Genomic DNA, 24,407 nt, shown 5'->3' on the forward strand with positions numbered 1-24,407 from the left:
GGCCTGAATCTGCAATTGGATTCGTCCCGGTAGCAAAACGATGGCCAGTCGCTATTTTTTGTTTACTTCATCGCCTGTTTTATCCCAGCCGGTTATGTACAAGGGAACCACTTGCATCATGATCTGCATGGAATCGGGTTTGGTATCGGCCCAGATTGTATGCACGACTGCCTGTTGACCTTTCATTATGAATTTGTCGATGAAGGTATCGATTTCATCAAAGTTGTACTGAAGGGGCTTCAACGCTACAATATGATCGGCCCCTGCTTCTTGATATAGCCAGTGCGAGGCGTTTATTTTGACTAATTGCTTGTGGATGTAATTAGATCCCGCATAAAAATTACCTGCAACTGAGAGGCTATTAAAAGTTACCTGCTGATCCTGATCGCCATGCATCAGCAGCATTGGACAGGGAGATTTTTTCCAGATCAGCGTATCCTGGGTTGTCATCACCAGACCGGCGTGCGAAACCAGCCCGGCGTAGTTGAAGCCAGCTGGCAGGCGGCTGGCAGACACCCCGCCCGAACATAGGCTATACTCCGCATTGAGGCAGGCTATGGCCCCTGCACTGCCGCCGGATATTATGATTTTTTTAGTATCAATGTTCCATTCGCCTGCCTTGCTCAGGATAAACGCTGTGGCCTCAATCAGATCTTCGCTGGCCATATTTACTGCTGCCAGCGTAGTGGCCGGATCGGATAAGTCTTGCAGGGCAGCGGCCTGATCGGATTTGACTTTACCTTTCAGCCCCAGACGATAATTAATGAGAATGGTAACGAAGCCCTGGTCAACAAAATGCTTGCCATACTGAATTTGCAGGGCATTCACCCGGCTGCCCGTTGAAAAGCCCCCGCCGTGCACATAAATCATCACGGGCCGCTTGCCTGGATAGGCCACCGAATTGTCGACGTATTTATCGAGCTCAAGCGGCACGCCGTCTTTGGTGGCATAAACCATTGTTTTTCGGTCGATGCTACTTTGGGCCAACGCGTAATCCATTGTCAGCAGGCAAAAAATCAGGAAAACTAGTATTGACTTCATAAGCATGTTTTTTATAGTTTGAACGTCATAATACTGAGCGGGTTGGCTGAGTAGCCGTTCCCTTACAAAACAGCGGTCAATCGTCGGCGATCAATCTTCATTTTCTTACATCATTGTACGCGGAAAGAAGTGCTTCCATTACAAATTCTTTTGGTACTTTATTCAGGTCAAAAGTTGTGGCCCCTTTTTCACCCCATTTGTTTGGGATTGGATAGATGTTCTCACTGTCCATTTCACAGAAGATGGTCTGCTCTTCCGGGGTTAAAAAGATATTGGCGGTGTTATTTTTAGCCAAATAAGTAGCAAACATTCTTTTTCCTATCACACTAAAGCCAATTCTTTCGAAATGTGGTTTTTGTGCTGTCCCTGCAAAAGTAAGAGCCAATTCGATAAATTGCTCGCCTGTTATCATTGTTTGTCTTAGCTTGTAACCAACGGCCTCGGCCTGGCGGTATTTGAAAAGTCGTAAGTTCGGACTGCTGCTGATTTATTTCGCTGCCATTGCTTCAACTTCTAATTTCCATTTATTATCAAGTAATTGGCAACAAATAACTGTTGAAGCGGGTTTGTTATCTCCCAAATATTTAATTCTTAATTGCACATTTGCTTCATCAAAAGAAGGATCGGCTAAATAGGTCCTGATAGACACCAGATTTTGATAATCCATGCCAGCCGATTTTAGAATTGTCCCAATATGTTGCCATATAATATCGCCTTGTTCTTCAAATGAATCAGGCATAGTCTCACCGTCTTTTAAATAACCATTTAACCCACTGATAATAAGTAAAGTTGAGTCCCCTTTTATTTCAACAGCGTGACTATAATTTCTATATGGAGGGAAAAGCGCTTCTGGATTGTGTTTAATGACTGGCATTTTTATTTTCTTTTGGTTAGTATGTACCGTCGTTTATTGATATTCCGTTAGGTGATTGTCGTTTTTGCAAAGCCCGCGAACATTCCCGGGCTTTGCATTCGGCCTGCTTAGAAGGGCAAGATTGTCAATCAGCCCCCATTTGCGCAATCCGCTCACTACAAATCCGTTCCGTCAAGTCTTTCAGTACTTGCACCCGCTCGGATAAATACTCCAATTCTTCTCTTTCGATCTTGTAATTCATATTATATCTCGAATCGATGTATGCCTTTTGCAAGAGTTCAAACAGTCGCTTTTCTTCAGGTGAATTTTTTGGAAAAACCGTTCCAAAAGCGGAATGAAGTTTCTCAACCTGATTCCCTAATTTCTCTATATCGTGAATTTTTGGTTTGTAGTCGGTGAAAACGAGAAGGACTGTGGCATAATATCTTTCTGTCGCCTGATGAAGTTGAAAGGCTGCAACTGCGAAATCATCTTCACCGAAATTAAATGCGAAAGTTCTTAGGAAACTATTCGCATTTTTAAACCAAGGCTCAAATTGCTGTTTAGCTTTTTTCTGCCTTTCTTCTGGATTCATATTTTTTGGCTCGGATAATTGGAATTTCCCCGAATCAAAAAGCATAATTCCTTCTCTTAAAATATCGACAAAAAAGTATTCATTCCGTTCGATCTTATCATTTACAAACCCAATGCTGTGTTGAATGATGGTTGTTCTGGTGTTTTCTTCATTACCGTTTAATTTCTTGCTCAGGTCCCACCACTTCTCGCCGTCCTTGGCAGATTTCCTGTCTTTAGTGATGACGAGAATATCATAGTCGCTTACATACTCGTAGGTCTCCTGAAAATCCTCCACCCAATCGCCCCGCGCGTGGCTGCCGAAGAGAATGATCATTTCGGCTGGTACTTCTTTAATTATGATTTTGGCGAGTTCTTGTAATTCTTCCTGTTTGTCTTCTGGGAGGTGGGAGAGGGTGGTTTTCAAGTTTTGTGGGGTTAGTGTGGTGGGCTAGTGGTTTTGGCGAGGTAAGCTTCAAGAGTCAAAGATGTGTGATATTCTCATGTCGTCTTGTAAATATACCAACCACTTCCAATTTCTCGTATCATAATTATTCCTCCTGGATTCATTTCAGGCAAGTCTTTTTTGTCTTTTACATAAATGTACCCAACAGAATTGTCAAGCATCCCGCCAATTAAAAAGTTAATACAGTTTCCTGTTTCGTATTCACCTATCGACACAGAAGAAATATATAGCTTTTGATAGTCTTCTTTTAAATTTTCAATGAGTTTTTTATTTTTTCCTTCGTCAAGTTGTTTCATTGCTAGATTTTTAAGGCGCTCAAATTCTTCTTGATTTGTCAAAAAATGTTTAGCAATATCTTCATCTAATTCAAGTATCAATTTTACGTTGCCTAGTTGAAAGCTATAATCTTCCTTTGAAGTAAACATAGCGAAGTCGTTCTTTTTCTTCTTTTTAGACTTGGCAATAATTTCGTCTACTTGCTGTGGGGTCATTTTTTTAAGTTCATTTTCTGTTTGTTCTAGTATGCCTGTCATTGCTAATGCTCTGAATGCATTTATTTTCCAACTAGTATCCCTCTGAAAATGCAAATAAGTGTCAATTCCTTTGCCTGATGAGTCAAAATTGTCATCCCTACAACTGCTGTTTTCTTTTTTTGTCCAAGTAAACTGAACTTAATTATTGAGCCCTTTGGTAGGTCTTGCCCGTTTGGTCTTCCTTTATATTCGCCTGAAATGTAGTTGTCAATATTGTCACTATTCTTGTCTTTATAAAATTGGTGCTAGTGTTTCGGGGGTTTGTGGTGGCAATAGAACAAAAGCGAATAGTGGTATAAGAATCGGTCCTGTTTTCGTTAGCCAATGTGATGTAGCTTGCTGTCCTTTTCTAAGCTTTCTGTCTCCGCCACGCTATTACCTTTACACCGTCTGAATAATGTACCAAACTTGGTTGCTTATCAGACAAATTAATGCTGCCAATTTTGTAATTCAATTTTAGTTGTTTTATGGAAACAGCTTTTATTTTCCATTCTTTATGGTGAATGTCGTAACGAAAAAATTCATTTTCTTTGTTAAGGAATAAACAATATCGTTCAGTAAGCCATTTGTCCAACTCGGTTTTGTCTTTCAGTTCTTGCTTAATTTCAAATTCTGTTTCAAGGTGAAAGCCTTTTCTAGAATTCGTTGATGAGTATTTTTTGTCTGTCCGTTTGATATCTGATTTCTCGTAAGGGAGTCCTGATAAAAATTTTGCTATAAAAGTTGAAAGTAATTTTTCAGCCTCAATGTTTAAAAAATATACACCTTTTTTATTGTCGTTGTCAATGTACGTCCTCAAATTTATTTCTTCAAAGTCTGAAAGGAAGGAAATTGAAGGAAAGTATTTTGGCCTAATTTTTTGCATTGTAAAAGCGACTAACGAAACATAGCACTTGCCGTCAAAAGTGTCAATATTAAATTTTTCAGGAACGCATTTCTGTAAAATGTCAAATGGGATTGTCCAGTGAAGGAACAAAGCATTATTCCATTCCTGATAGTATTTCCATTGTCCAGCTGGAAGTTTGAAAGGTCTGTGAGCAATGTCGGCAAGCATATCGTCAATAGCTGTCATTCAGGGGCGGTTTGTATAGCAGGCAAGTTGTTGAATGATACACCTTTCATGGATCACACAATTCTAGTCAATTGGCCTTAATATTCCTAGTATGCTTCCAGACTGTGATCAAGATGCTGTAAATCAAGACAATACAATTTCGTTTCCTTCAATGTTCATGATATGAATGAACTTTCCGTATTCAGGTGTTTCCACTTTGTCCACGATGGTCACACTGTCTTTTCTAAGCTGATCAATAGTGCTTCCAGATTTTCAACCCTGTAATTGATCATAAAGTCTTTCGTCGAAGGCTCAAAGTACTTCGTTTTTCCATTAAACGGGCTCCACTGGGTAAAGCCTTTTTTGGTTGTATCCGCACCGTGTCTCCATTCAAAACAGCCCCATATTGGTTAGTATTTAAACCGAGATGGGTTTTATTCCATTCTCGGACTTTTTTGGGATCCTTGCATTTGAAAAAAGATGCCGCCGATGCCTGTTGCCTTTTTCAATGGTTGTTCGGCACTAGAATGTGAAATCAGAGAATTGAACCCGTATCCAAGTGCGAATGTGGTGATACGGTTGAGAGTGATCAATATACGTTTTTTCATTTGTCGATAGTTTAGGATTGTGAGGGTTGCCAATTACGTTTGGCGACAACGTCTCAAATATGCGAAAGTTCTGCCGTACTTTTTTGTGGTGGTGTTGCGCTTTTTGCATCATTGAACGTCTATCTAAAAATATTTTCAAAAAAATTTGTGACCTACCTTCATGAAACCCGTCTAATAAGAAAATGAAGAATCAAGTGTCACAGGGTCAGACGCATAGCTCGGGTAGAGGAAGTTCAGTGCGCGGCGGCAATGAAATAAAATTTTCGGTGGGAAAGGAGATTTTGTATTTTTAAAAATGATGTCAAAAACTATACTCTCCCTTCTCGTAAGCCTCGTGCTATGCGCTGCGGCCACAGCACAGCCACTTCCTAAACACGATCTGCATGATACCAAACTGGCTGGTACCTGGGACGAAGGTATTCCGCTGGGCAATGCTACTGTCGGCGCATTGGTCTGGCAGCGGGGCGAAAAGCTGCGGTTTTCACTGGATAGGGCGGATATATGGGATATGCGCCCGATGGCGGGTTTGCATCGTACTGAGTTCAATTATCAATGGGTTCAGGAGCAGGTGGCGAAGAAAGACTATGCGCCGGTGCAGCAGTATTTTGATGCGCCCTATGATAAGGAACCAGCACCTTCGAAGATTCCGGCGGCGGCATTGGAATTTGACATTCAGAATGTGTCAAAGGTGAAATCGGTTAATCTTTCGGTAGCCAAAGCATTGTGTGAAGTGGAATGGGAGGATGGTATGAAACTCAAAACATTCGTCCACGCGACGCAACCGGTGGGTTGGTTTCGGTTTGAGAATGTCAAATCGGCGATTCTGCCTGAATTGATCGCTCCGGCCTATCAGGGAAAAATCGTCGAAGGCGGCCCGGTTAATTCGCTGGTTGGCGATGATCTGGCGCGGCTGGGTTATAAGCAAGGCGTTGTCAATCAGCAGAAAAACCGCATTATTTACCAGCAGGAAGGCTGGGGTGGGTTTCGATATGAAGTTACTGTGGAATGGACTGCAACGAAACCAGGGGTTTTGGAAGGCGTATGGAGTATTTCTTCCCAATATCCTGACAAGCCGGTGAAGGTGGCTTCCACCGCGGCTGTCAAGTCCGCATTAGTGCGTGGCCAAACCAAGGATTATGTAACACATTCGGCCTGGTGGATCAAATTCTGGGCGCAGTCGTCGCTTCGTGTTCCTGATCCTGTTCTTGAAAAGCAATGGTTTTTGGAACAATACAAATTTGGATCCGCCGCCCGGCGAGGAGCACCGCCTATCTCGTTACAGGCCGTCTGGACGGCTGATAATGGCCGGATACCGCCTTGGAAGGGAGACTATCACCATGATCTGAACACGCAGCTGAGCTACTGGCCTAGTTATAGTGGCAATCATCTGGAAGAGGGCCTTGGCTATTTTGACCATCTGGATGCCAACATCGCGAATTATAAACGCTACACCAAAACGTACTTCGGAACTGAGGGACTGGCTGTACCGGGCGTGACTACCCTGGACGGCACCGAAATGGGTGGCTGGATCCAGTACTCGCTCTCGCCGACCGTATCGTCCTGGCTGGCGCAGCATTATTATCTGCAATGGCGGTATAGCATGGACCGTGATTTCCTCAAAACTAGGGCGTATCCATGGTTTCATGAGGTATGTTCATTTCTGGAAAAAATTACGGTCAAGGATGAAAATGGTTTCAGAAAGCTGCCGATCAGTTCCAGTCCTGAGATCAACGATAACAAGCTGGCGGCCTGGTTTCCTGAAAATACCAATTACGACCTTGCATTGATGCGGTTTGCCTTCACAGCCGGTGCGGAAATAGCTCTGGAAATGGGTTTGACCAGTGAGTCGGAGCATTGGAACGATATATTGTCCCAATTCGGAGATTACGCGATCACTGAAAATAGTGAGCTGATGTTCGCGCCTTCGCTGGCTTACAATGAATCACACAGGCATTTTTCGCACATGATGGCGATCCATCCGCTGGGGTTGATCCGGTGGGAAGACGGTGAACAGGCGCAAACGATCATTAAAAATTCGATCAGTCTGCTTGAAAAAATAGGCCCGGACTGGTGGTGCGGGTATTCTTATTCCTGGCTGGCCAATATGAAAGCGCGGGCGAAGGATGGCGACGGTGCGGCACGTAATCTTTCCACTTTTGCCAAAGCTTTTTGCTTACCCAACAGCTTTCACGTGAATGGTGACCAGACTAAATCAGGTTTGTCGAAATTTACATACCGGCCATTTACATTGGAAGGCAATTTTGCATTTGCGGCTGGGTTGCAGGAAATGCTTTTACAAAGTTATGCCGGATTCATAGAGGTGTTTCCGGCCGTTCCTGATGATTGGAAAGATGTTTCTTTTTCAAAATTAAGAGCAGAAGGAGCTTTCCTGGTTAGCGCCCAAAAAGCGGGAGGTCGCGTGGAAGAAGTGAAGATCGTTTCTGAAAAAGGCGGAGTGACACGTTTGAAGCAGCCCTTTGAAAAATGGAAGGTAGTTTCAGTATCCGGGGTTACGACAGATGCTACCGACGACGGCTGGCTGGAACTGAAATGCAAGCCGGGCGGAACGATCGATTTAAAGTATTCGCAATAGTTACTCATGCCAACTTCAAAGTAACTTGTAAATTTCATACTGAATTAATAATCAATTTGTTAATTACGATCATCGACGCCCGAAAGTATGGAGTAGAAACTATTTGAGAATAATTTGGACTTAAAAATAAAATTGAAAAAGAGTATCCGCCACTGCCAAAACGTTCGCAGTGAAATATTATCTTGCATCAAAAGAGATCCTCAACGATTCGTTAAATAACCTACACATGCTTATATCATACCTTAATCGTATGCGTACATCCGCGTATTTGCTCGTATTTTTTCTGCTGACCAGCAGTGGCCTTATGGCTCAGAACACGCTGGAATTTGTGCAGGATGGTGTTAACAACAGCTACCACCCACCCGTGCCGAAGGGCCCCACATCCATTCCACAGACGCTCACATTTTACCATAACAAGAACGGGAGCGCCGACGATGGGATCTACTTTCAAAAACCGGACGCAAATCTTTCCGTCACTTTCAGTTTCGACGACCAGACTTACATTACAGTTCCACAGCATGTTACGGGTATGACGTTCGGGGCGGCGTCGGGTGCGGCTGCTACGCAGGTGAGGTCGGTGCCGGTGTTGAACAGCAATTATTACTTTACGGATACTGCCAGGACCATTTTTACAGCGCACCCCAATGGGCCGGTAGGTAGGGGCGTGAACCTGTACATGAATCCCGGCCTTCAGATATTTTTGTCAGCGAAGCCATTGCTTTCAGCCAATGCTTCCAAGGCAGACACAAGCCGGTACTACTATGGCAAGCTCAGATTACAATTCAGCCGCCCTGTCGACAATCCGGTGATATCATTGGTAGGACTGGGGGCGACGACCAATTTTACAAACAAAAGATTGGGTTTTACAACAGAACTGGAATTGCAGACAACCCCATTGACATTAAGCAAATTGTCGGGCAATGAGGATCTGATACTGGATGGTTCCAAAACCAAAGTATTGCATTCCAAGAGTATGATATCCGGTAACTGTGAGGGCGGGGCCGCATGTGGCAGTATTTTGGTCAAAGGATCAAAGATCAGCACGCTGGTGTTTGGCGTATACCTGCGTGCTGATGGTGGGCCCGGCGTGTGGGGTACTGAAAAAGTGACGAATTCGGGGGATATGTGGCATATTACGGTATCGCTGGCCGACCAGTAAGCGGTGTTAAATCACTCCTTGGCGGATTCTGTCACGGTGCATTTCTCCCCATTCTACCAGGGATCCGATGACGGGGTCCAGGGTCTGGCTGTATTCGGTTAGTTCGTATTCGATTAAGACGGGTATATTGGTGTAAACTTTTCTTTCCACAAAGCCATTCATTTCCAACTCTTTGAGTTCATTGGAAAGCACTCTTGCCGAGATACCTGAAATTTCTCGCTGCAGCTCGTTGAACCTCTTGTTACCATCGGACAGAGCTACAATAATCCTTAACCTCCATTTGCCGCCGATTACGTAAAGTGCATCGCCTACTGCGGCTAGTTTACTGTTGCAGACCGCCGGAGAGTGTTCCTCTGTCCTATATTTGTCGTTTCGCATGATGTTTACTATCTGAAAGGTTACTACTAACCTTTTGTTTACTACTATAATTAAGTAAGTGAAAGTAGGTAGTTTTGTGCGAAACAAAAAATATTATGAAAACGAAAAAAATTATTACGATAACGGTGACCGCTCTTGCTTCTTTGCTGGTTGTAGTTAGCGGTATCATGAAGCTGGCGAGAGGCGAAGAAATTGTTACGGCAATGCAGAAAGTAGGAGTTGGGGATTACATTACTGTGCTTGCATTCATGGAAATTGGTTTTACCGCATTGTTCATTTATCCCAAAACAATGAAAATCGGATTCATTTTGCTGACTTGCTACTTTTCAGGTGCCATCGCGACCGAGCTTTCACACGGAACACCTTTTAATGCAGTCTTGCCAATCGCACTGGTCTGGATCGCTGCCTTTTTACGCGACCCTTCCATTTTTCTACCCACAAAAGAAAAACACATTGCAGCCTGATTTGGGGCGGAGGCTAGAATCGAGTTGGAATGATTTCATCAAAAGATATTTTCAGTTTTTTATTTCGTTAAATCTGGATAGATTATCAACTGAATTCCATTATGATCAGGACAATCGTTACACCAGATAAACCATATATTTCACTGGATATTCCTCGGGAATATGTTGGAAAGGAAATTGAAGTAATCGCCTTTTCAAAAGATGAGGGAATAGATGAAGTCATCGAACCTCCAAAAAAAGTATCGTTCGATGCTGTGAACATTGATACACGCGGCTATGGATTTAACCGTGATGAAGCCAATGGGAAATAGAGTATTCCTGGTGAGAAATAAGAGCCAATCGAAGGGACTTTGACGATCAAAAATCCCTTCGGTTCACTGACCTTAGTTTGAAACGCTCCCAGCCTAGTGACAGCAGGACCCATTACCAGATTTGAACCCTTCATACTTATCGTGATGGCGCATCCAATCCATCGTTGAATCCTCATTTCTGCCTTTTGGCGTAAGATCCAGGTAGTTATGGGCACCGATCAGGATGTCGCCGCCGCGTGAGTAACTGGAATAAGTGTGGTAAATATTGCCAGCATTGTCTTTGTAAAAAACACTAGTACCCGGTGACTCTGTGCCGGAATCGTGGTTGGCATATTCGAAATTATAATAAACCTCTCCCTTTTCGATCTGGCTTTCGCTGAAAGAAACATGATAATCATAGTTGAAGTCGCTACCCAGCGAGGATACCCATTTGAATTTCCATTCCATGCGTTCCTTAAAAGCCAGCAATTTGGAAAGAGGCGCACGGGAAGCTACTACCACCGATATGTCGTGATGGGCCAGGTGGAGATTGGCGCCGTCAATGTGATCGGCCAGGAAAGAACAGCCTGGGCAGCCCTCTTCCCACTCGGGCGCAAACATGAAATGATAAATGATCAGCTGGCTTTTACCACCAAATAGGTCTGGCAACCACACTTTTCCCTCAGTACTATCAAAAATATATGATTTATCGACCTTTACCCACGGCAGTTTGCGGCGCTGGCGGGCTAATTCGTCATTAAGCCTGGTCAATTCTTTCTCTTTTTTTAGCAGCTCCTTGCGAGCTATGGTCCATTCTTCCTGCGTGACAATCCGATGTTCTGAAACACTTGGATCTGAGATAAAAGGCAATACGTCATTCTGATTTTCCATGATCGCAAAGTTTTGTTTTTACAAATTTCACTGGAAATTCCGAAAAATGGGGTGTGTAGAAACGCCTTATTGAGGGGGCATTCGAGACATCTTGTAGTATCTTTTCCCCGACATTCTGTTTTTTCGGATATAACCGCAAGTTTCGTTGTGGTACGATTCTTTTTGGTGTATTTCTTAATAAAGTTATAACAGTTAAGGATTAATCACTAAAAAATATAATCATGAAGGCTTTAAAATTAAATATTATCGCATTAGCCGTGTTAGGCTCAACGTTGACATTTGCGCAGACGGCACCATCAAGCTCGACGCCGTCAAGTACTACACCATCTAGCACGCAACCGAAGACGGTGCCGGGTAGCACTGTACAACCGTCGACATTACCGGGAGCGTCGCAGCCGGGCCGCAGTACTACCCAGCCGGGATCTACGACCAGTCCGACCAACACTCAGCCATCTAGCATTCCACCAGGAACTGTGCCTGATCGTACTACCCAGCCGATTGATACCAACCCAACCAGCACCGTAACACCATCTAACAATGTGCCTCGAACGGGGACAACCGTACCGGGAACCAACCGTCCTTCTGCTATTCCGGGAAGTACTACGCAGCCGTCTACCGTGCCAAACAATAATGTTCCGACCACCACCATTCCAGGTGCTACGACGCAACCTTCATCTGTTCCGGCCAGTACCACTATCCCGTCTTCAACAGTGCCAGGCAGCGCCACTACGCCTTCTACCAATCCTGGCAGTACAACGCCAAGCTCCAGTGTTCCAAGACCATAAGGAAATTTTGGGATCATAACATAACAAAGAAGCCTGCCGTTTAAAGCAGGCTTTCTTTTGTAAAAGAGGATAGATTAGCGCAACGCCGTTTCCCGCTCATATTCCATGGCTTCAAATTCGGCCTGCGGGTTAAACCATTTATTTCCTGCCACATTTCCGATAGCGATCACTTTCTGGTCGGAGATATTAACAATGACTTTGCTGCTTTTAAGCTGTTCCCAGCTCTCAACATCACAAATTTGCATGCACCTGAAAAGGAACCTTCCCAAGTAAGGCGCATCACAAGACTCGCCTCCGTTCCTGCCCGAAAGGAACATTTGATGTCCTCCGAACGAATAGTTCACTCCTTTCACATTGAGTTCAAGTTCCGCGGTTACATGCAATCGCTCGCGCAAGTAAATATGAACAGCCTTTATTGTTCCGATTTCCATGATGTGGACGTGTAGATATAGAACGTATAGGGTACCAAAAGGATGCCATTTCAACGGGTAACGGCGAACTTCGCATTTTAATAATATTTCGACAGCAATATATACGTTTTGAGATAAATTTGTAGTAATAATATGTCGAATTATTTTTATTCAATGCCCGCAACGTTCAACAGTTTGTGGAAAAATGCTGCAAAATGAGCAGTTCTGTCCATTTGGGGATGGCTCTTTATCATGCTGAATGTGAGGTTTTTAATGCTGCTATATGTTTTTGGGTTTTTGATAAAATGAAAATAAATCATGGTTTTGTTTACTTTGGATGGTATCTGCCAGCATGAAAGCGTATCCTGCTAATGGACATTATCAACTATTACAAATGAAAAAGTGGTTTTGGAATTTGCTCTTGCTATTTTTAATGATTTCTTGTTCCAAAGACGATCAGCTTCCCACGGAGCCTGAGCCGGTAGCCCATGTGTTACCTGTGGAAGATCCGGAAGTGGAGAAAACGATCGGCTTCTTTTTGGACAATTGGCAGCCCAAAACCTTTACCGCTCCTCCCTATACCGACGAAAATGTGCCCGCTGTGGCGACTGCGACCGTAACCGTGGACGCATCTTCGGTCATTACTAAAATACCCGTGGCTATTTTTGCCCAGAATGCCAATACCTGGATGGGGATACCCACTGCCAAAGCATCGGCGGATCTCAAAAACCTTAACCCGCACATTATCCGCTTCCCGGGGGGCAACCTGTCGAACAATTATTTCTGGAATGCCCAGCAGGACAAGCATCCAGCTGATCTGCCCGAAGTTTACGTGGATAAGGATGGGAAAAAGCAGAAAGCATCCTGGGTCTACGGGCGAACGGATCACAATTGGGAAATCACATTGGACAATTACTACGCCCTTTTGCAGCAGACAAATAGTGTTGGAATGATATCCGTCAATTATGGTTACGCCCGGTACGGCACGGCTCCCAATCCGGTAGCGACGGCAGCACACCTGGCTGCGGACTGGGTGCGGTACGACAACGGTCGCACGAAGTATTGGGAAATCGGGAATGAACATTACGGCGACTGGCAGGGCGGTTACCGGATCGATCTGTCGACCAATAAGGATGGCCAGCCCGAATTTATAACCGGAGAGCTGTATGGCAAACATGTTCAGGTATTTGTGGATTCCATGAAAAAGGCGGCTCAGGACATTGGTAAGACTATTTTTGTAGGTGCCGTAGCCTATGAAAATAATGCCGAATCGTGGGATACGCAGACTACCAAAACCTGGAATGCAGGCATGTTTAAAGCGATCAACAATAAACCTGATTTTTACGGGGTACACAATTACTTCACCCCGTATGACCAGAATTCCAATGCATCGGTCGTTTTTAATGCGGCACTGACACAGGGCGAAAAGATGATGAATTTTATCAAACAGCAAATCCAGACCTACGGTGCAGCAGCCAGGCCCATTGCGCTGACGGAATGGAATATGTGGGCCAAAGACTCCAAACAACAAGTTTCAAATGTGAGCGGCCTGTTCGCCGTGATTGTTCAGGCGGAGGCATTGAAGAATAAATACGGAATGGCTGCGCGCTGGGATTTGCTCAATGGCTGGGATAATGGCAATGACCACGGCCTGTTCAGCAATGGCGACGAGGGAGGCGGTATTCCGAAATGGACCGCGCGGCCATCCTACTATTATATGTACTATTTCCAAAAACTACTGGGCGACAGGTTAGTGCCAACCATTGTTTCGGGCGCATCGGCTTCATCAGTAAAAGCTTATGGATCAACGTATTCATCCGGTCAATCGAATGTGACACTGATTAATACCTCCGGAGTTCAGCAGGTTGTGGAAGTTGCATTTAAGAATTTCAATGCGGGAAAGAGATTTTACTGGTATACACTGGAAGGGGAGAACGATAATGGAGAATTTTCACGAAAAGTGAAGATCAATGGATCGGGAACCAGCGGCGTTGCAGGTGGACCGGCGGATTATGAAACAATAAAAGCGAGGGCGGCCCTCACTTCCAAGGGTATCAAAGTAGCGGTTCCGGCGCGGGGAGGTGTTTTTGTAGTGATCGACAAACCTTAGCAATCATTTTTTATTTTACCGTTTTCTCGTTGATAATAGCCTTTTGAACATTTGATTTGAAAAGCAATGTTATTTTTAGGGGAATGTGATAAGTTCGTGTCAAAATAATGATGTTATTTCTTTCAAAAATGATCTCATGAGGATACTTCTGGCGCTCTGGCTTACTGCTTTTTGTTGTGCGGCACATGCGCAGATAGCGACGCGTGAATCGCAGGACCCGAGTATGGCAGTGGTTGAAGCCAGAAGTCACCAAAAGCTTTTCGATGCATCCAGAAAAGCGTCATTATCTGCGGCATCCAATAATTTTGACGTGAAGTATTATCGTTGTGAATGGGAGGTAGATCCCGCGGTCAGATATATTAAAGGAACGGTCACAACCCACTTTGTCATGAGCGCGGCCGGCAATGTGATATCACTGGATCTCAGTGATATACTTTCTGTTTCATCGGTGAAGCAGCGGGGTAGTTCCTTATCCTTTACGCGATCCGATAACACCATCAGCATTACTTTTCCAGCTTCCGTTGCGGCCGGCATCAAAGATTCTATCAGTATTGTATATGAAGGTGTTCCCCCCACCGACGGTGATGCATTCGTTTCCGCCACGCACGGTTCCGGGCCTACGCTCTCTCCCGTGATGTGGACGTTGAGCGAGCCGTTTGGCAGCAAAAACTGGTGGCCTTGTAAAAATGGTCTGGACGATAAGGCCGACTCGGTTGACATTCACATTACACATTCCGCCACCTACAAAGCAGCTGCTAATGGACTGTTACAGAGTGAGGTAGCTGTGTCAGGCGGTAAAACAAAAACCCATTGGAAGCACAAATATTCGATTGCGAGCTATCTGGTATGTTTTGCCGTCAGTAATTACACACTTCTGAATCATTCCGTGGTGATAAGCGGTACCAGCGTTCCGATGAAAACGTACTGTTACCCCGAGAGCCAGGCTTCTTTTCAGGCAGGCACGCAAAACACACTGGATGCCATGGTGTTGTATAGCAGTTTGTTCGGGGATTATCCATTCAAAAACGAAAAGTACGGGCATGTGCAGTTTGGATGGGGCGGCGGGATGGAGCATCAGACCAATTCATTTATGGTCAGCCTGAATGAAGGACTGGTTGCCCACGAGCTCGGTCATCAATGGTTTGGTGACAAGGTGACTTGCGGAAGTTGGGAGGATATCTGGCTGAATGAAGGCTTTGCAACGCATTTGGCCAGTATTTACAAGGAAAATAAATATCCGGCCACCATCAAAACCGGCCGTACCAATGAGATCAATTCCATTACCTCTTTGCCGGACGGATCGGTGCGGGTTGATAATGTCAATGATGTCAACCGGATTTTCAGTAACCGCCTTAGCTACTACAAAGGCTCGCATTTACTATATATGCTGCGCTGGATACTGGGCGATGCGACATTCTTCACGGCAATCAAGAATTATATTAATGACCCCGCGCTGGCGTATGGTTTTGCTACTACCAATCATTTAAAAAGTCATTTAGAGATAGCCAGTGGTAAAAATCTTACCTATTTCTTTGATCAATGGTACACCGGGCAAGGTTACCCATCCTACAAAGTAGATTGGTCGCCATCGGGGAATTCGGTGGAGGTGAAAATCAGTCAGACTCCGTCACACGCCTCGGTAAGCTTTTTTCAACTTCCTGTTCCGTTGCTTTTCAAGAACTCTGTTACCTTACAGCAGAAACTTGTAGTGCTCAATAATACCTCGAATGGCCAGCTGTTTACTGAAAATCTGGGTTTTAATGCGGATATAATCGAGTTTGACCCCGACGTTTGGCTGATTACTAAAAACAATGTCCTCACCAAATTTTCGGGCCCGTTACCCGTCACATTCTCGTGGTTCGACGTGGAGTGCAACGGAACATTGCCAAGGCTGGTATGGGAAACTTCCGAAGAAATGAATGCAGATTATTTTGAAGTACAAAAGAGTACCAATGCCGTTTCGTGGGAAAAAATAGGGTCTGTGAGCGCGGTAGGTGACAGCAAAGCCAGGAGTGCATATCACTTCGTGGACGCATCGGCTAATTTCCAAAAGACTTATTACAGAATCATAGAGCACGATCTGGACGGTAAAACGCAGCAAACCCGGATTATAGCAGCCCAATGTAAGTTAGCAGGCGAATCCCAGGCCATACTATCGCCTAACCCAGTCGCGGAAAATTTACAATTGAATGTGCCTTCCTCCGTTTCAGGGCCCGTTTCGATCCACATTTACGACGTTTCAGGAAGGATCCGGCAGCAGCAGGAATATCATTTTTCATCTAAGGAGAAATCTATTAACGTCTCCCAACTACCCTCCGGAATTTACCTTCTGAAATGGAAAAGCCTCAGCCAAAGAGACGCTGGAACGATCAGGTTTTTAAAAGAATAACTTTTTTGAAAGTGCATACCAATAGCACACTATAACTACATTGTGACTATGAAAGCATTCATGTCGTCAACATCACGGATGTTGCTGTTTACCTGTCATTTAGGCGTCGGCCTCTCAGCGGCCGGGGCTGGTTTAGACAAATCCGCGAATGACCTTGCTCTTACGCTCCTGCGCGGTCCTTATCTGCAATCCGCAACATCGACAAGTATCATTATCAGATGGAGGACCGATCTGCCTTCCACAGGGCGGGTGAGTTTTGGCGATGCAGCTAATTCGCTGAATGTCAATGTGGATGATAATAATATCTCTACTGATCATGCGGTGAAGTTGTCAGGGTTACAGCCTAAAACCCGGTATTTTTATTCCATTGGCTCCACGACCGAGTTTTTGCAGGGAGACGCTAATAATTATTTTGAAACGAGCCCGATTCCAGGTGCGATGGGCAAGTACAGGATCGGTGTTTTCGGGGATTGTGGGACTAATTCCGTCAATCAATTGAATGTAAGTAAACAGATGAAAGCATATCTGGGCAATAACTACATGAATGCCTGGCTGTTGCTCGGCGATAATGCCTACAATGCAGGTACTGATGCTGAATATCAAAGTGGCTTTTTCAATGTGTATAAGGATAGTTTTCTTAAACAAAACCCACTCTTCCCTTGTCCCGGTAATCACGACTACGCCAATACACTGGCCCGGCAGAATGACCACATTATACCATACAACAGCATTTTTACATCGCCAAGCGGTGGAGAAGCAGGCGGCGTTGCCTCTGGTAACAATGCCTATTACTCTTTTGACTATGGTAACATTCATTTTCTTTCGCTCGATTCGTACGGTAGGGAAGATAATTCCACGAGACTGTATGACACCTTAGGCAAGCAGGTTCAATGGATCAAGCAGGACCTGGCCGCAAATGCCAATAAAGATTGGGTAGTGGCGTACTGGCATCATCCACCGTTTACCAAAGGTTCACATGATTCTGACATCGAGGATGAGCTGATGAAAATCAGGGAAAACTTTATCAGGATTTTGGAGCGGAATGGGGTCGATCTCATTTTGTGCGGACATAGTCACGATTATGAACGGTCCCGATTGATGAAAGGACATTACGGCTTGGAAAACACATTCAATCCTTCCTATCATTTGAGTTCTTCGTCCGGTAAGTACGACGGTTCGGTCGATTCGTGTCCTTACTTCAAAAAAACGGTGGGAAATGAGGGGACGGTGTATGTCGTATCAGGCTCGGCTGGGCAGCTTGGCGGGAGCAAAGCGGGTTACCCACATGACGCTTTACCCTATGCTGACCCTACGCACGGGGGAGCTTTGATGTTGGAAGTAGAGGATAATCGAATGGATATCAGGTGGGTAGGAGCGGATGGTGTAGTCCGCGATCAGTTTGCGATTGAGAAAGATGTAAACCAGAAAACGAACCTTTCGATTGAAAAGGGAGAGACTATAACGCTTAATTCATCTTATATTGGAAACTATATATGGAGTACAGGGGCATCCAACAGATCCATCAATGTAGCACCGGTGGTCGATACCCGATTTGTTGTAAAAGATGGCTTAGAATGCCTGAGCGATACTTTTGATGTCCAGGTGACCAATCCTTTGCCAGTCAAGCTGGTTTCTTTTGAAGGGAATGTGACCAATCAGAATTACATTTCATTGAAGTGGCAAACATCGGAAGAAGAAAATGCTGCTTATTTTGCCGTCGAACGATCATTGAATGGCATCGATTTTAAGGACATAGGGCAGGTAAAAGCTTCTGGAAATGCCGTCAAAGACCAGTTTTATAGTTGGGCCGACGAGAACGCTGCCAGCCTGAATTCTAAAATACTGTATTATAGGCTCAGGGAATTTGATTTTGACATGAAATCGCAGCTTTCGCGGATCATTGCTGTCAAATTAAATGCTTCGGAAAGTCTGGATGTCGTTATTATTCCAAACCCCTCCTCAGGGCAGGACACTAAAATCCGATTGACGGGGACGGAGCAATTAGAAACAGAAATTGTACTCAGTAATTCGTCGGGAAATATTTTAAGGACGCAATCCATGACCATAACCAGCACATGGCAGTCGCTGCCAACGGGAAAACTGAAATCAGGGATCTATTTCCTGAACATCAAAATGAAGGATCGGGAGATTGTTAAAAAGTTAGTGATTGAGTAATTGTCACCTAAATAATCTGAAATTCACGAAATGCCCCAGGGAAGTTTTTACCCTCGTGTCCTGACCGGCTGAGCTTTACCAGCGCGAAACGTTGTAGTAAATCCAGGTTTTTCCATTGGGTAATAGTAATATCCGGGCATTTCCATTCCTGCGCTTTGGAAATGACTTCGTCTGGTATTTGTTGTGTATAAACCCAGTTGTCGTTTAGCGTTTTCAAAACGTTGGGGATTTCGCCGGTATATTTCACAACCAGGTTGTTTACGAAATCCGCATAGTGTTGAATGTCAGCCGGAAGTGAGCATGGTAATTCTGCCAGCTGGTCTTTTTCCTGGTAATTCAATTTTACCCAGTCGGACAGCTGCAACTTAATCCTGCACGTGTCCAGTTTGTAGCGCACGATCATCGGTATGCATCTCAAATTGTCAACGAAATCGCTTTCAAACTGAAAATATTGCGTTTTAATTTCAAACGTATTCATCACGCTGCTGTGTTTAGGGCAATTAATTTGTTTATTTCAATGGCCTGCAATTCTGATTTTGGCGTGTCGCAGGTGGAGCAGCAATAGGTCTCGGGAAGTTCATCGAAAAGCGTTCCTACGGAAATGTTTTTGGAAATATCTCCAAATTCAGGGTCGTAGACCGTCAGACAATCCGGACATTGATGCACCAGTTTGGTGTATTTTGGAATCGTTTTCAACTCATCCGGTTCAATGGCGAGCGTACCGAAAGTCTCCTTGGAGCGCTGGTTATTGAATCTCCGGCACAAACGTTCCAGCTGCACGGCGACGTGAATTTTGAAAAGTCCCTTCTCAAAAAGCAGTTGATTGCGGCTGTTAGGGTTGAAATTCTCAGTGTAGTAAATGTCATACAAACTGAATAGCGCAAGTTGTCCGATCTTTATCAAAGGACGCTTTTTTACCAATATAGAGCCAAAAACTTCTGATTTATTACGGGTCTGGATACCGAAACAAAGCCCGAATGTGCGGGTATCGTTCTTTTCAAAGTACCGCAGCAGCTTGTTTTTAAGGATAGCGCCATCCTGGTTATGGTCCTCCGTTTGCCAGGCCAGTTCGTTGGCGGCATGCCTTACATTGATATTGTGTTTACCCAGAATTCCACTCCATTCGGCTCGGTACTGATCAATGATCCCTTTGATTACCAGCGATTTCCATGGTGTTGTGCATATTTCCCCGATTCTTGTTTTGAGACATAATGCACAAATATCAAGCAGTAATTCGATGGGAAACTTTTCGTCACGGCGATAAAGGCCTAGCCAGGTACGCGACTCGTAGCGGTTAAAACCTTCATAGTAAGGAAGTGTGAAAGAAGGCAATTCCAGCTCCTGCGTGGCAGGTTGGGAAACATATCGTATTTGCCTTTTTACCGCCCGAAAAAGTGATTCCTCATCATTACATTCACCCGATAACATGCAAGTTTCTACGGTTTTCGCAACCTTTCCAATCTCGTTGGTGTAGATCATGTTCTTCCATTTGAAAATCACATTACTTTGTCTGAAACGTACATACAGATACCAGAAATGCGGTTCCGGCGAGGAAATGAAGTTGAGGTTACCGGTGAAAAAAGGCGTAAAACTCTGATTGGAATCCGAAATATTGATTTTCAAGAGCGGGTCGAAATCGATGCTATCCAATACGCTGTGGTATTCATTCGCGACCAGCCATTGTCCCGTCCTGAAAACGTCTTCGCCGCAGTAGGAGCTTACAATGTTCGGATTTCTGTCCGTATTGGTTTCATAATTAACACCCATTTCCTTGAAACTCCGTTCGAGAAAACGCATATCCTCGTAATGAACCGTCATCAGCATTTGCTGGCGTGAACCAAAACGCACATTGCGCACATTAGCATCCCACGCGATAGACAAAATGTCTTTCAGATAGCCCGGAGAAGCGATGCCGCCAGGCAGGTTAATTTTGATGTTATAATAATCTCTCATCGCTTTTCCTGTTTGAATGAAGTGATCATACCAACGCCGCTTCTGTCATTTTTTCCAAAATGGCCCTTACTTCCGGGCGGCATGAGCCACATCCGGTTCCGGCGCCAGTCTTTTGGCATAGTGTCTGGAAGTCGCTGCACCCACCCGCAATGGCATTTTCCAGATTGCCCTGGCCTACATTATTGCATGAACAAACCAGTTTTCCCTGTAACGGCTCGGCTTTCTGGCTGGCGCGTAGCAGCTGCAAACGCTTATCGGACAGCTCAATACCATTGGCAATGAGGTCTCTGAATTCAAGAAACTCATTTTTATCTCCGATCAGGATCGTCCCAACAAGCTTATCGCGGTGTACGATACATTTTTTATAATACCTTTTCGATTTATCAATAAACACGATCTGCTCGTAAGCCGGATCGTTGGCAGGAACGTCGATAAGCCCTATACTACACAGGTGCAGGCCTTCCATTTTGAGGATGTTCATGGAAGTGCTGCCGGTGTAAGGCTGCGAAATATCACCCGAGAGGTACTTTGCGATCACTTCCGCCTGTTGTTCCGCCGCTAGGGTAATGCCCCACATTTGCCCGTTCCATTCCGCAATTTCACCAGCTGCATAAATATCTTTATCCGATGTTTGCAGGTAATCGTTAACCACCACACCACGTTTGTAATCCAGTCCGGCTTCTTTGGCAAGATCAATGACGGGTTCGGTCCCAATTGCAAGAACAACAACATGGCAATTGATTTTTCTGCCCGATCTCAGTCTCAGCCCTTCCACTTTTTCAGAGCCAGTGAATGTCGCAACTTCATCATTGAAATACATTTCGACATCGCGGTTCAGCAATTCCTGATACAGCAATTCACTCGCCAGCGGATCCAGTTGACGTTCCATAAACCGCCCGCTTCGTTGAACCACACTTACTTTAATGTTCATTTCGCGAAAGGAAGCCGCCAATTCCAGGCCGAGAATACCGCCACCAACAATGACAGCATGCGGATCAGGCTGCTTTAAGAATGGCAGGAGCGCATCGGCATCCATCCGCGACCGCATATTAAAAATACCGGGCAGGTTAGGTACGCCTTTGGGCATAAATGCCTTGCTGCCCATGCCCAGGATTAGTTTGTCGTAGCTGTGTTCCAGGCCATTACAGTCAATAATGGTCTTGTGTTTACGGTCAATATGAACAATGCTGATACCCTTATGTACAATGATATTGTTTTCCTCAAACTGATCTTCGCGCAGTTTTACAAGTTGCTCCCAGTTCTGCGCGCCGCTGATGTAGTCTGGCAGCATGACGCGGTTGTAGAACGGATAAATTTCTTTGGAAAAAACATGGATCTCGTCGTCCTGATTCAAGCTACGATAGGTATTAATAAACCCTAATCCCGCTGAACCAGCGCCGATAATGATGATTTTTTCAAATGGCTTTTTATACACCGCAACTTGCACTGCGGAAAACTTGAAGTCAGGCTCTTTGGATTTTGGGTCAACCAGGTTGTTGGTCAGGTTATTAGCCCTGCCGAGGTTGCTACCCAATATTTTTCCCCAGTGCATGGGTAAAAAGCAGAGACCCGGACGTACGTCATCGGTGACCTGAGCCTTTACCCGAACTTCGCCACGACGACCGCTCACCGTTACGAGCTGACCTTCCTCAATGCCGCGGTTTCGTGCATCTTCCAGGTGGATTTGTACAAAAGGTTGGGGGGTATGTTTGTTCAATTTAGCGACGCGGCCGGTTTTGGTCATCGTGTGCCACTGGTCGCGAATCCTGCCGGTAGTCAGTACCAGCGGGAAATCTTCGTCCGGCTGTTCCGACGTATTTTCGTCGTTGAGCGCGTGAATCTGCGCCCTTTTGTTTTTTGTATAAAACTGATGATCCGTAAAAAGCCGCTTGGTACCAGGCATTTCGCCGTCATTTGCCGCTTGACCGGCTGGCAAAGGCCACTGGATAGTTCTGTTTTTTTGTATCAAATCATAATTTACACCGGTGATATCAATGCTCGTTCCAGCCGTAACCTGCACATATTCATCGTAAACCTGCGATACGTTCTGATAATTAAACGACTTCCCAAAACCCATTTTTTCTGCAAATCGCCAGATGATCTCCGAATCGGGCAATGCTTCGCCGGGTGCGTCGATGGCTTTTGGTAAATGAGTGATGCGCCTTTCGGCATTGGTCATAGTACCTTCCTTTTCCAGCCAGGCTGCGGCAGGCAGTACCACGTCAGCAAAATGTACCGTGTCAGCACGGTTGGAAACATCCTGTACCACGACGAACCGGGCGTTTTTCAATGCACTTTCGGCGACATTGATATCCGGCATGCTCACCAAAGGATTGGTGTTAATGATCCAGATGGCTTTCAAACGGTCATCGGCCAATGCTTCGAACATTTCGGTGGCTGTCAAACCAGGCTTTTCAGCAATTTTAACCGGGCCTTTCCAGAAGTTTTCCATTTCCTCCCGGTGGTCAGCATTCAACACTTCCCGGTGACCTGGCAGCATGTTGGCGAGGCCGCCGGTTTCCCTTCCGCCCATGGCGTTGGGCTGTCCGGTCAGTGAAAAGGGTCCATTACCTGGCTTGCCAATTTTGCCGGTAATCAAATGTAAATTGATGAGGGAAAGGTTTTTATTCACACCTATCACCGACTGATTGAGCCCCATTGTCCAGAAAGACAAAAATCCTTTTGCCTCTCCAATCCATTCAGCAGCCTGTTCGATGGCACCCGACTGGATACCGCAGATGTCGGCCGCTTCCTGAATGGTTCTCTGCATAATTTTTTCAACAAAGGCCTGATAGCCGTCAGCATGATCGCGGATGAAATCACTGTCGACGTGGCCATTTTCAACCAATATCCTGCCAATAGCATTGTTCAAAACAATGTCTGTACCAGGGCTGATCTGCAAATGCAGGTCCGAAGAACGAACGGTGTCAGTGCGGCGCGGATCGGCACAAATGATCTTTACATGCGGATTAGCGGCTTTATGAGCCTCCACTCTGCGCCAGATAATGGGATGGCACCAGGCAGGATTCGCCCCGGTAACATAGATCACATCGGCCGCCTCGATGTCATCGTAGCAAACCGGCACGCTATCCTCGCCCAGTGCGAGCTTGTAACCCACCACCGCAGAACTCATACAAAGGCGCGAGTTGGTATCAATGTTATTGGAACCAATAAAACCTTTGATCAGCTTGTTGACCAGATAATATTCTTCTGTCAAGCATTGACCGGATACGTAAAAAGCGACCGAATCAGGCCCGAATTTTTTTATAAAAGTTTTAAAAACAGCAGCAGTTCTCTCCAAAGCATCATCCCAGCTTACTTTTTGCAGAGGCATGGACCGGTTGAGGCGCATTTGCGGATACAGCAGCCTGTCCGACTGGTCCATCACCGTGTAATGCAGGTTCATTCCCTTCGAACAAAGCATTCCTTTGTTCGAAGGGTGTTCCTTATCGCCTTCCAGTGTCAGGTGACCATTGCTTTCTTTCGTAACCACGACCCCGCACCCCACGCCACAGTAGCAGCAGGTTGATTTGAAGGAATTGGATGTCGTTTTCATGATGGGATGATGTTATGGATTCTTTTTCTAGAAACAGCTAGCCGCTCTGCTGCTTGGTTAGTGCGTACGATCAGCATTTTTGGCTCCGGAGGAGCCCCTGTTTCTAGGAAATGATTTGATGTTCATGAT

Annotated in this window: 21 protein-coding genes; 7 read left to right on the top strand and 14 right to left on the bottom strand. The window is 45.1% G+C overall.

The window, feature by feature from the left end; all coding sequences use genetic code 11:
* Window positions 1-51 precede the first annotated feature (51 nt).
* The 7 genes from ABIO93_RS20995 to ABIO93_RS21025 all read right to left on the bottom strand — a co-directional run bounded on the left by ABIO93_RS20995 (window position 52) and on the right by ABIO93_RS21025 (window position 5,125).
* Window positions 52-1,041, bottom strand: a complete 990-nt coding sequence (locus ABIO93_RS20995; protein ID WP_348071266.1) for an alpha/beta hydrolase — start codon at window positions 1,039-1,041, stop codon at window positions 52-54.
* A gap of 97 nt (window positions 1,042-1,138) precedes the next feature.
* Window positions 1,139-1,453: an MmcQ/YjbR family DNA-binding protein gene (locus ABIO93_RS21000; protein ID WP_348071268.1), complete on the bottom strand. Its 315-nt coding sequence runs from the start codon at window positions 1,451-1,453 to the stop codon at window positions 1,139-1,141.
* A 75-nt stretch (window positions 1,454-1,528) separates the two neighbouring features.
* Complete coding sequence (locus tag ABIO93_RS21005; RefSeq protein ID WP_348071270.1) at window positions 1,529-1,915, bottom strand: RidA family protein; 387 nt, start codon at window positions 1,913-1,915, stop codon at window positions 1,529-1,531.
* 124 nt (window positions 1,916-2,039) lie between these two features.
* Window positions 2,040-2,894 carry a HEPN domain-containing protein gene (locus ABIO93_RS21010; RefSeq protein WP_348071272.1) on the bottom strand — a complete coding sequence of 285 codons (855 nt, stop codon included), beginning with the start codon at window positions 2,892-2,894 and terminating at the stop codon, window positions 2,040-2,042.
* 74 nt (window positions 2,895-2,968) lie between these two features.
* Window positions 2,969-3,466 (bottom strand): hypothetical protein, encoded by a 498-nt coding sequence (locus ABIO93_RS21015; protein WP_348071274.1) that lies wholly within the window; start codon window positions 3,464-3,466, stop codon window positions 2,969-2,971.
* 349 nt (window positions 3,467-3,815) lie between these two features.
* A complete protein-coding gene (locus ABIO93_RS21020; RefSeq protein WP_348071276.1) occupies window positions 3,816-4,538 on the bottom strand; it encodes a DUF2071 domain-containing protein in 723 nt (240 codons plus the stop codon).
* 413 nt (window positions 4,539-4,951) lie between these two features.
* Window positions 4,952-5,125 carry a hypothetical protein gene (locus tag ABIO93_RS21025; protein ID WP_348071278.1) on the bottom strand — a complete coding sequence of 58 codons (174 nt, stop codon included), beginning with the start codon at window positions 5,123-5,125 and terminating at the stop codon, window positions 4,952-4,954.
* Window positions 5,126-5,420: 295 nt separating this feature from the next.
* Between ABIO93_RS21025 and ABIO93_RS21030 the strand changes: the two genes are divergently transcribed.
* Window positions 5,421-7,718, top strand: a complete 2,298-nt coding sequence (locus ABIO93_RS21030) for a glycoside hydrolase family 95-like protein (RefSeq protein ID WP_348071280.1) — start codon at window positions 5,421-5,423, stop codon at window positions 7,716-7,718.
* Between the two features lie 226 nt (window positions 7,719-7,944).
* The gene (locus tag ABIO93_RS21035) at window positions 7,945-8,877 is read left to right on the top strand and encodes a hypothetical protein (RefSeq protein ID WP_348071282.1); all 933 of its coding nucleotides are present in this window, start codon (window positions 7,945-7,947) and stop codon (window positions 8,875-8,877) included.
* 6 nt (window positions 8,878-8,883) lie between these two features.
* Here ABIO93_RS21035 and ABIO93_RS21040 read toward each other — a convergent pair whose 3' ends face one another.
* Window positions 8,884-9,255, bottom strand: coding sequence for a helix-turn-helix domain-containing protein (locus tag ABIO93_RS21040; protein WP_348071284.1), 372 nt, complete (start codon window positions 9,253-9,255; stop codon window positions 8,884-8,886).
* Window positions 9,256-9,350: 95 nt separating this feature from the next.
* Here ABIO93_RS21040 and ABIO93_RS21045 point away from each other — a divergent pair, with 95 nt between their 5' ends.
* Window positions 9,351-9,719, top strand: coding sequence for a DoxX family protein (locus tag ABIO93_RS21045; protein ID WP_348071286.1), 369 nt, complete (start codon window positions 9,351-9,353; stop codon window positions 9,717-9,719).
* 101 nt (window positions 9,720-9,820) lie between these two features.
* On the top strand, window positions 9,821-10,030 hold the full coding sequence (locus ABIO93_RS21050) for a hypothetical protein (protein ID WP_348071288.1): 210 nt from the start codon (window positions 9,821-9,823) through the stop codon (window positions 10,028-10,030).
* 93 nt (window positions 10,031-10,123) lie between these two features.
* Here the strand turns inward: ABIO93_RS21050 and ABIO93_RS21055 are convergent, their stop codons facing one another.
* The 3 genes from ABIO93_RS21055 to ABIO93_RS21065 form a co-directional block, all read right to left on the bottom strand.
* Window positions 10,124-10,900 carry a thioredoxin family protein gene (locus ABIO93_RS21055; protein ID WP_348071290.1) on the bottom strand — a complete coding sequence of 259 codons (777 nt, stop codon included), beginning with the start codon at window positions 10,898-10,900 and terminating at the stop codon, window positions 10,124-10,126.
* Between the two features lie 445 nt (window positions 10,901-11,345).
* Window positions 11,346-11,702 carry a hypothetical protein gene (locus ABIO93_RS21060; protein ID WP_348071292.1) on the bottom strand — a complete coding sequence of 119 codons (357 nt, stop codon included), beginning with the start codon at window positions 11,700-11,702 and terminating at the stop codon, window positions 11,346-11,348.
* Window positions 11,703-11,759: 57 nt separating this feature from the next.
* Window positions 11,760-12,116: a hypothetical protein gene (locus ABIO93_RS21065; RefSeq protein WP_348071294.1), complete on the bottom strand. Its 357-nt coding sequence runs from the start codon at window positions 12,114-12,116 to the stop codon at window positions 11,760-11,762.
* A 373-nt stretch (window positions 12,117-12,489) separates the two neighbouring features.
* Between ABIO93_RS21065 and ABIO93_RS21070 the strand changes: the two genes are divergently transcribed.
* From ABIO93_RS21070 to ABIO93_RS21080, 3 genes are all read left to right on the top strand, one after another.
* A complete protein-coding gene (locus ABIO93_RS21070; RefSeq protein WP_348071296.1) occupies window positions 12,490-14,205 on the top strand; it encodes a hypothetical protein in 1,716 nt (571 codons plus the stop codon).
* A gap of 136 nt (window positions 14,206-14,341) precedes the next feature.
* Window positions 14,342-16,594 carry a M1 family aminopeptidase gene (locus tag ABIO93_RS21075; RefSeq protein WP_348071298.1) on the top strand — a complete coding sequence of 751 codons (2,253 nt, stop codon included), beginning with the start codon at window positions 14,342-14,344 and terminating at the stop codon, window positions 16,592-16,594.
* Between the two features lie 48 nt (window positions 16,595-16,642).
* The gene (locus tag ABIO93_RS21080) at window positions 16,643-18,769 is read left to right on the top strand and encodes a metallophosphoesterase (protein WP_348071300.1); all 2,127 of its coding nucleotides are present in this window, start codon (window positions 16,643-16,645) and stop codon (window positions 18,767-18,769) included.
* A gap of 7 nt (window positions 18,770-18,776) precedes the next feature.
* Here the strand turns inward: ABIO93_RS21080 and ABIO93_RS21085 are convergent, their stop codons facing one another.
* The 3 genes from ABIO93_RS21085 to ABIO93_RS21095 are packed head-to-tail and all read right to left on the bottom strand — an operon-like array spanning window position 18,777 to window position 24,278.
* Window positions 18,777-19,247 carry a nitrate reductase associated protein gene (locus ABIO93_RS21085; RefSeq protein WP_348071302.1) on the bottom strand — a complete coding sequence of 157 codons (471 nt, stop codon included), beginning with the start codon at window positions 19,245-19,247 and terminating at the stop codon, window positions 18,777-18,779.
* Window positions 19,247-20,722 (bottom strand): rubredoxin, encoded by a 1,476-nt coding sequence (locus ABIO93_RS21090; protein WP_348071304.1) that lies wholly within the window; start codon window positions 20,720-20,722, stop codon window positions 19,247-19,249. Before ABIO93_RS21090 ends, ABIO93_RS21085 begins: the two co-directional genes overlap by 1 nt.
* A 25-nt stretch (window positions 20,723-20,747) precedes the next feature.
* Entirely contained in the window at window positions 20,748-24,278 is a 3,531-nt protein-coding gene (locus ABIO93_RS21095) for a molybdopterin-dependent oxidoreductase (protein WP_348071306.1), read from the bottom strand.
* Window positions 24,279-24,407 lie beyond the last annotated feature (129 nt).

This window comes from Dyadobacter sp., from assembly GCF_039919315.1.
Classification (GTDB): Bacteria; Bacteroidota; Bacteroidia; order Cytophagales; family Spirosomataceae; genus Dyadobacter.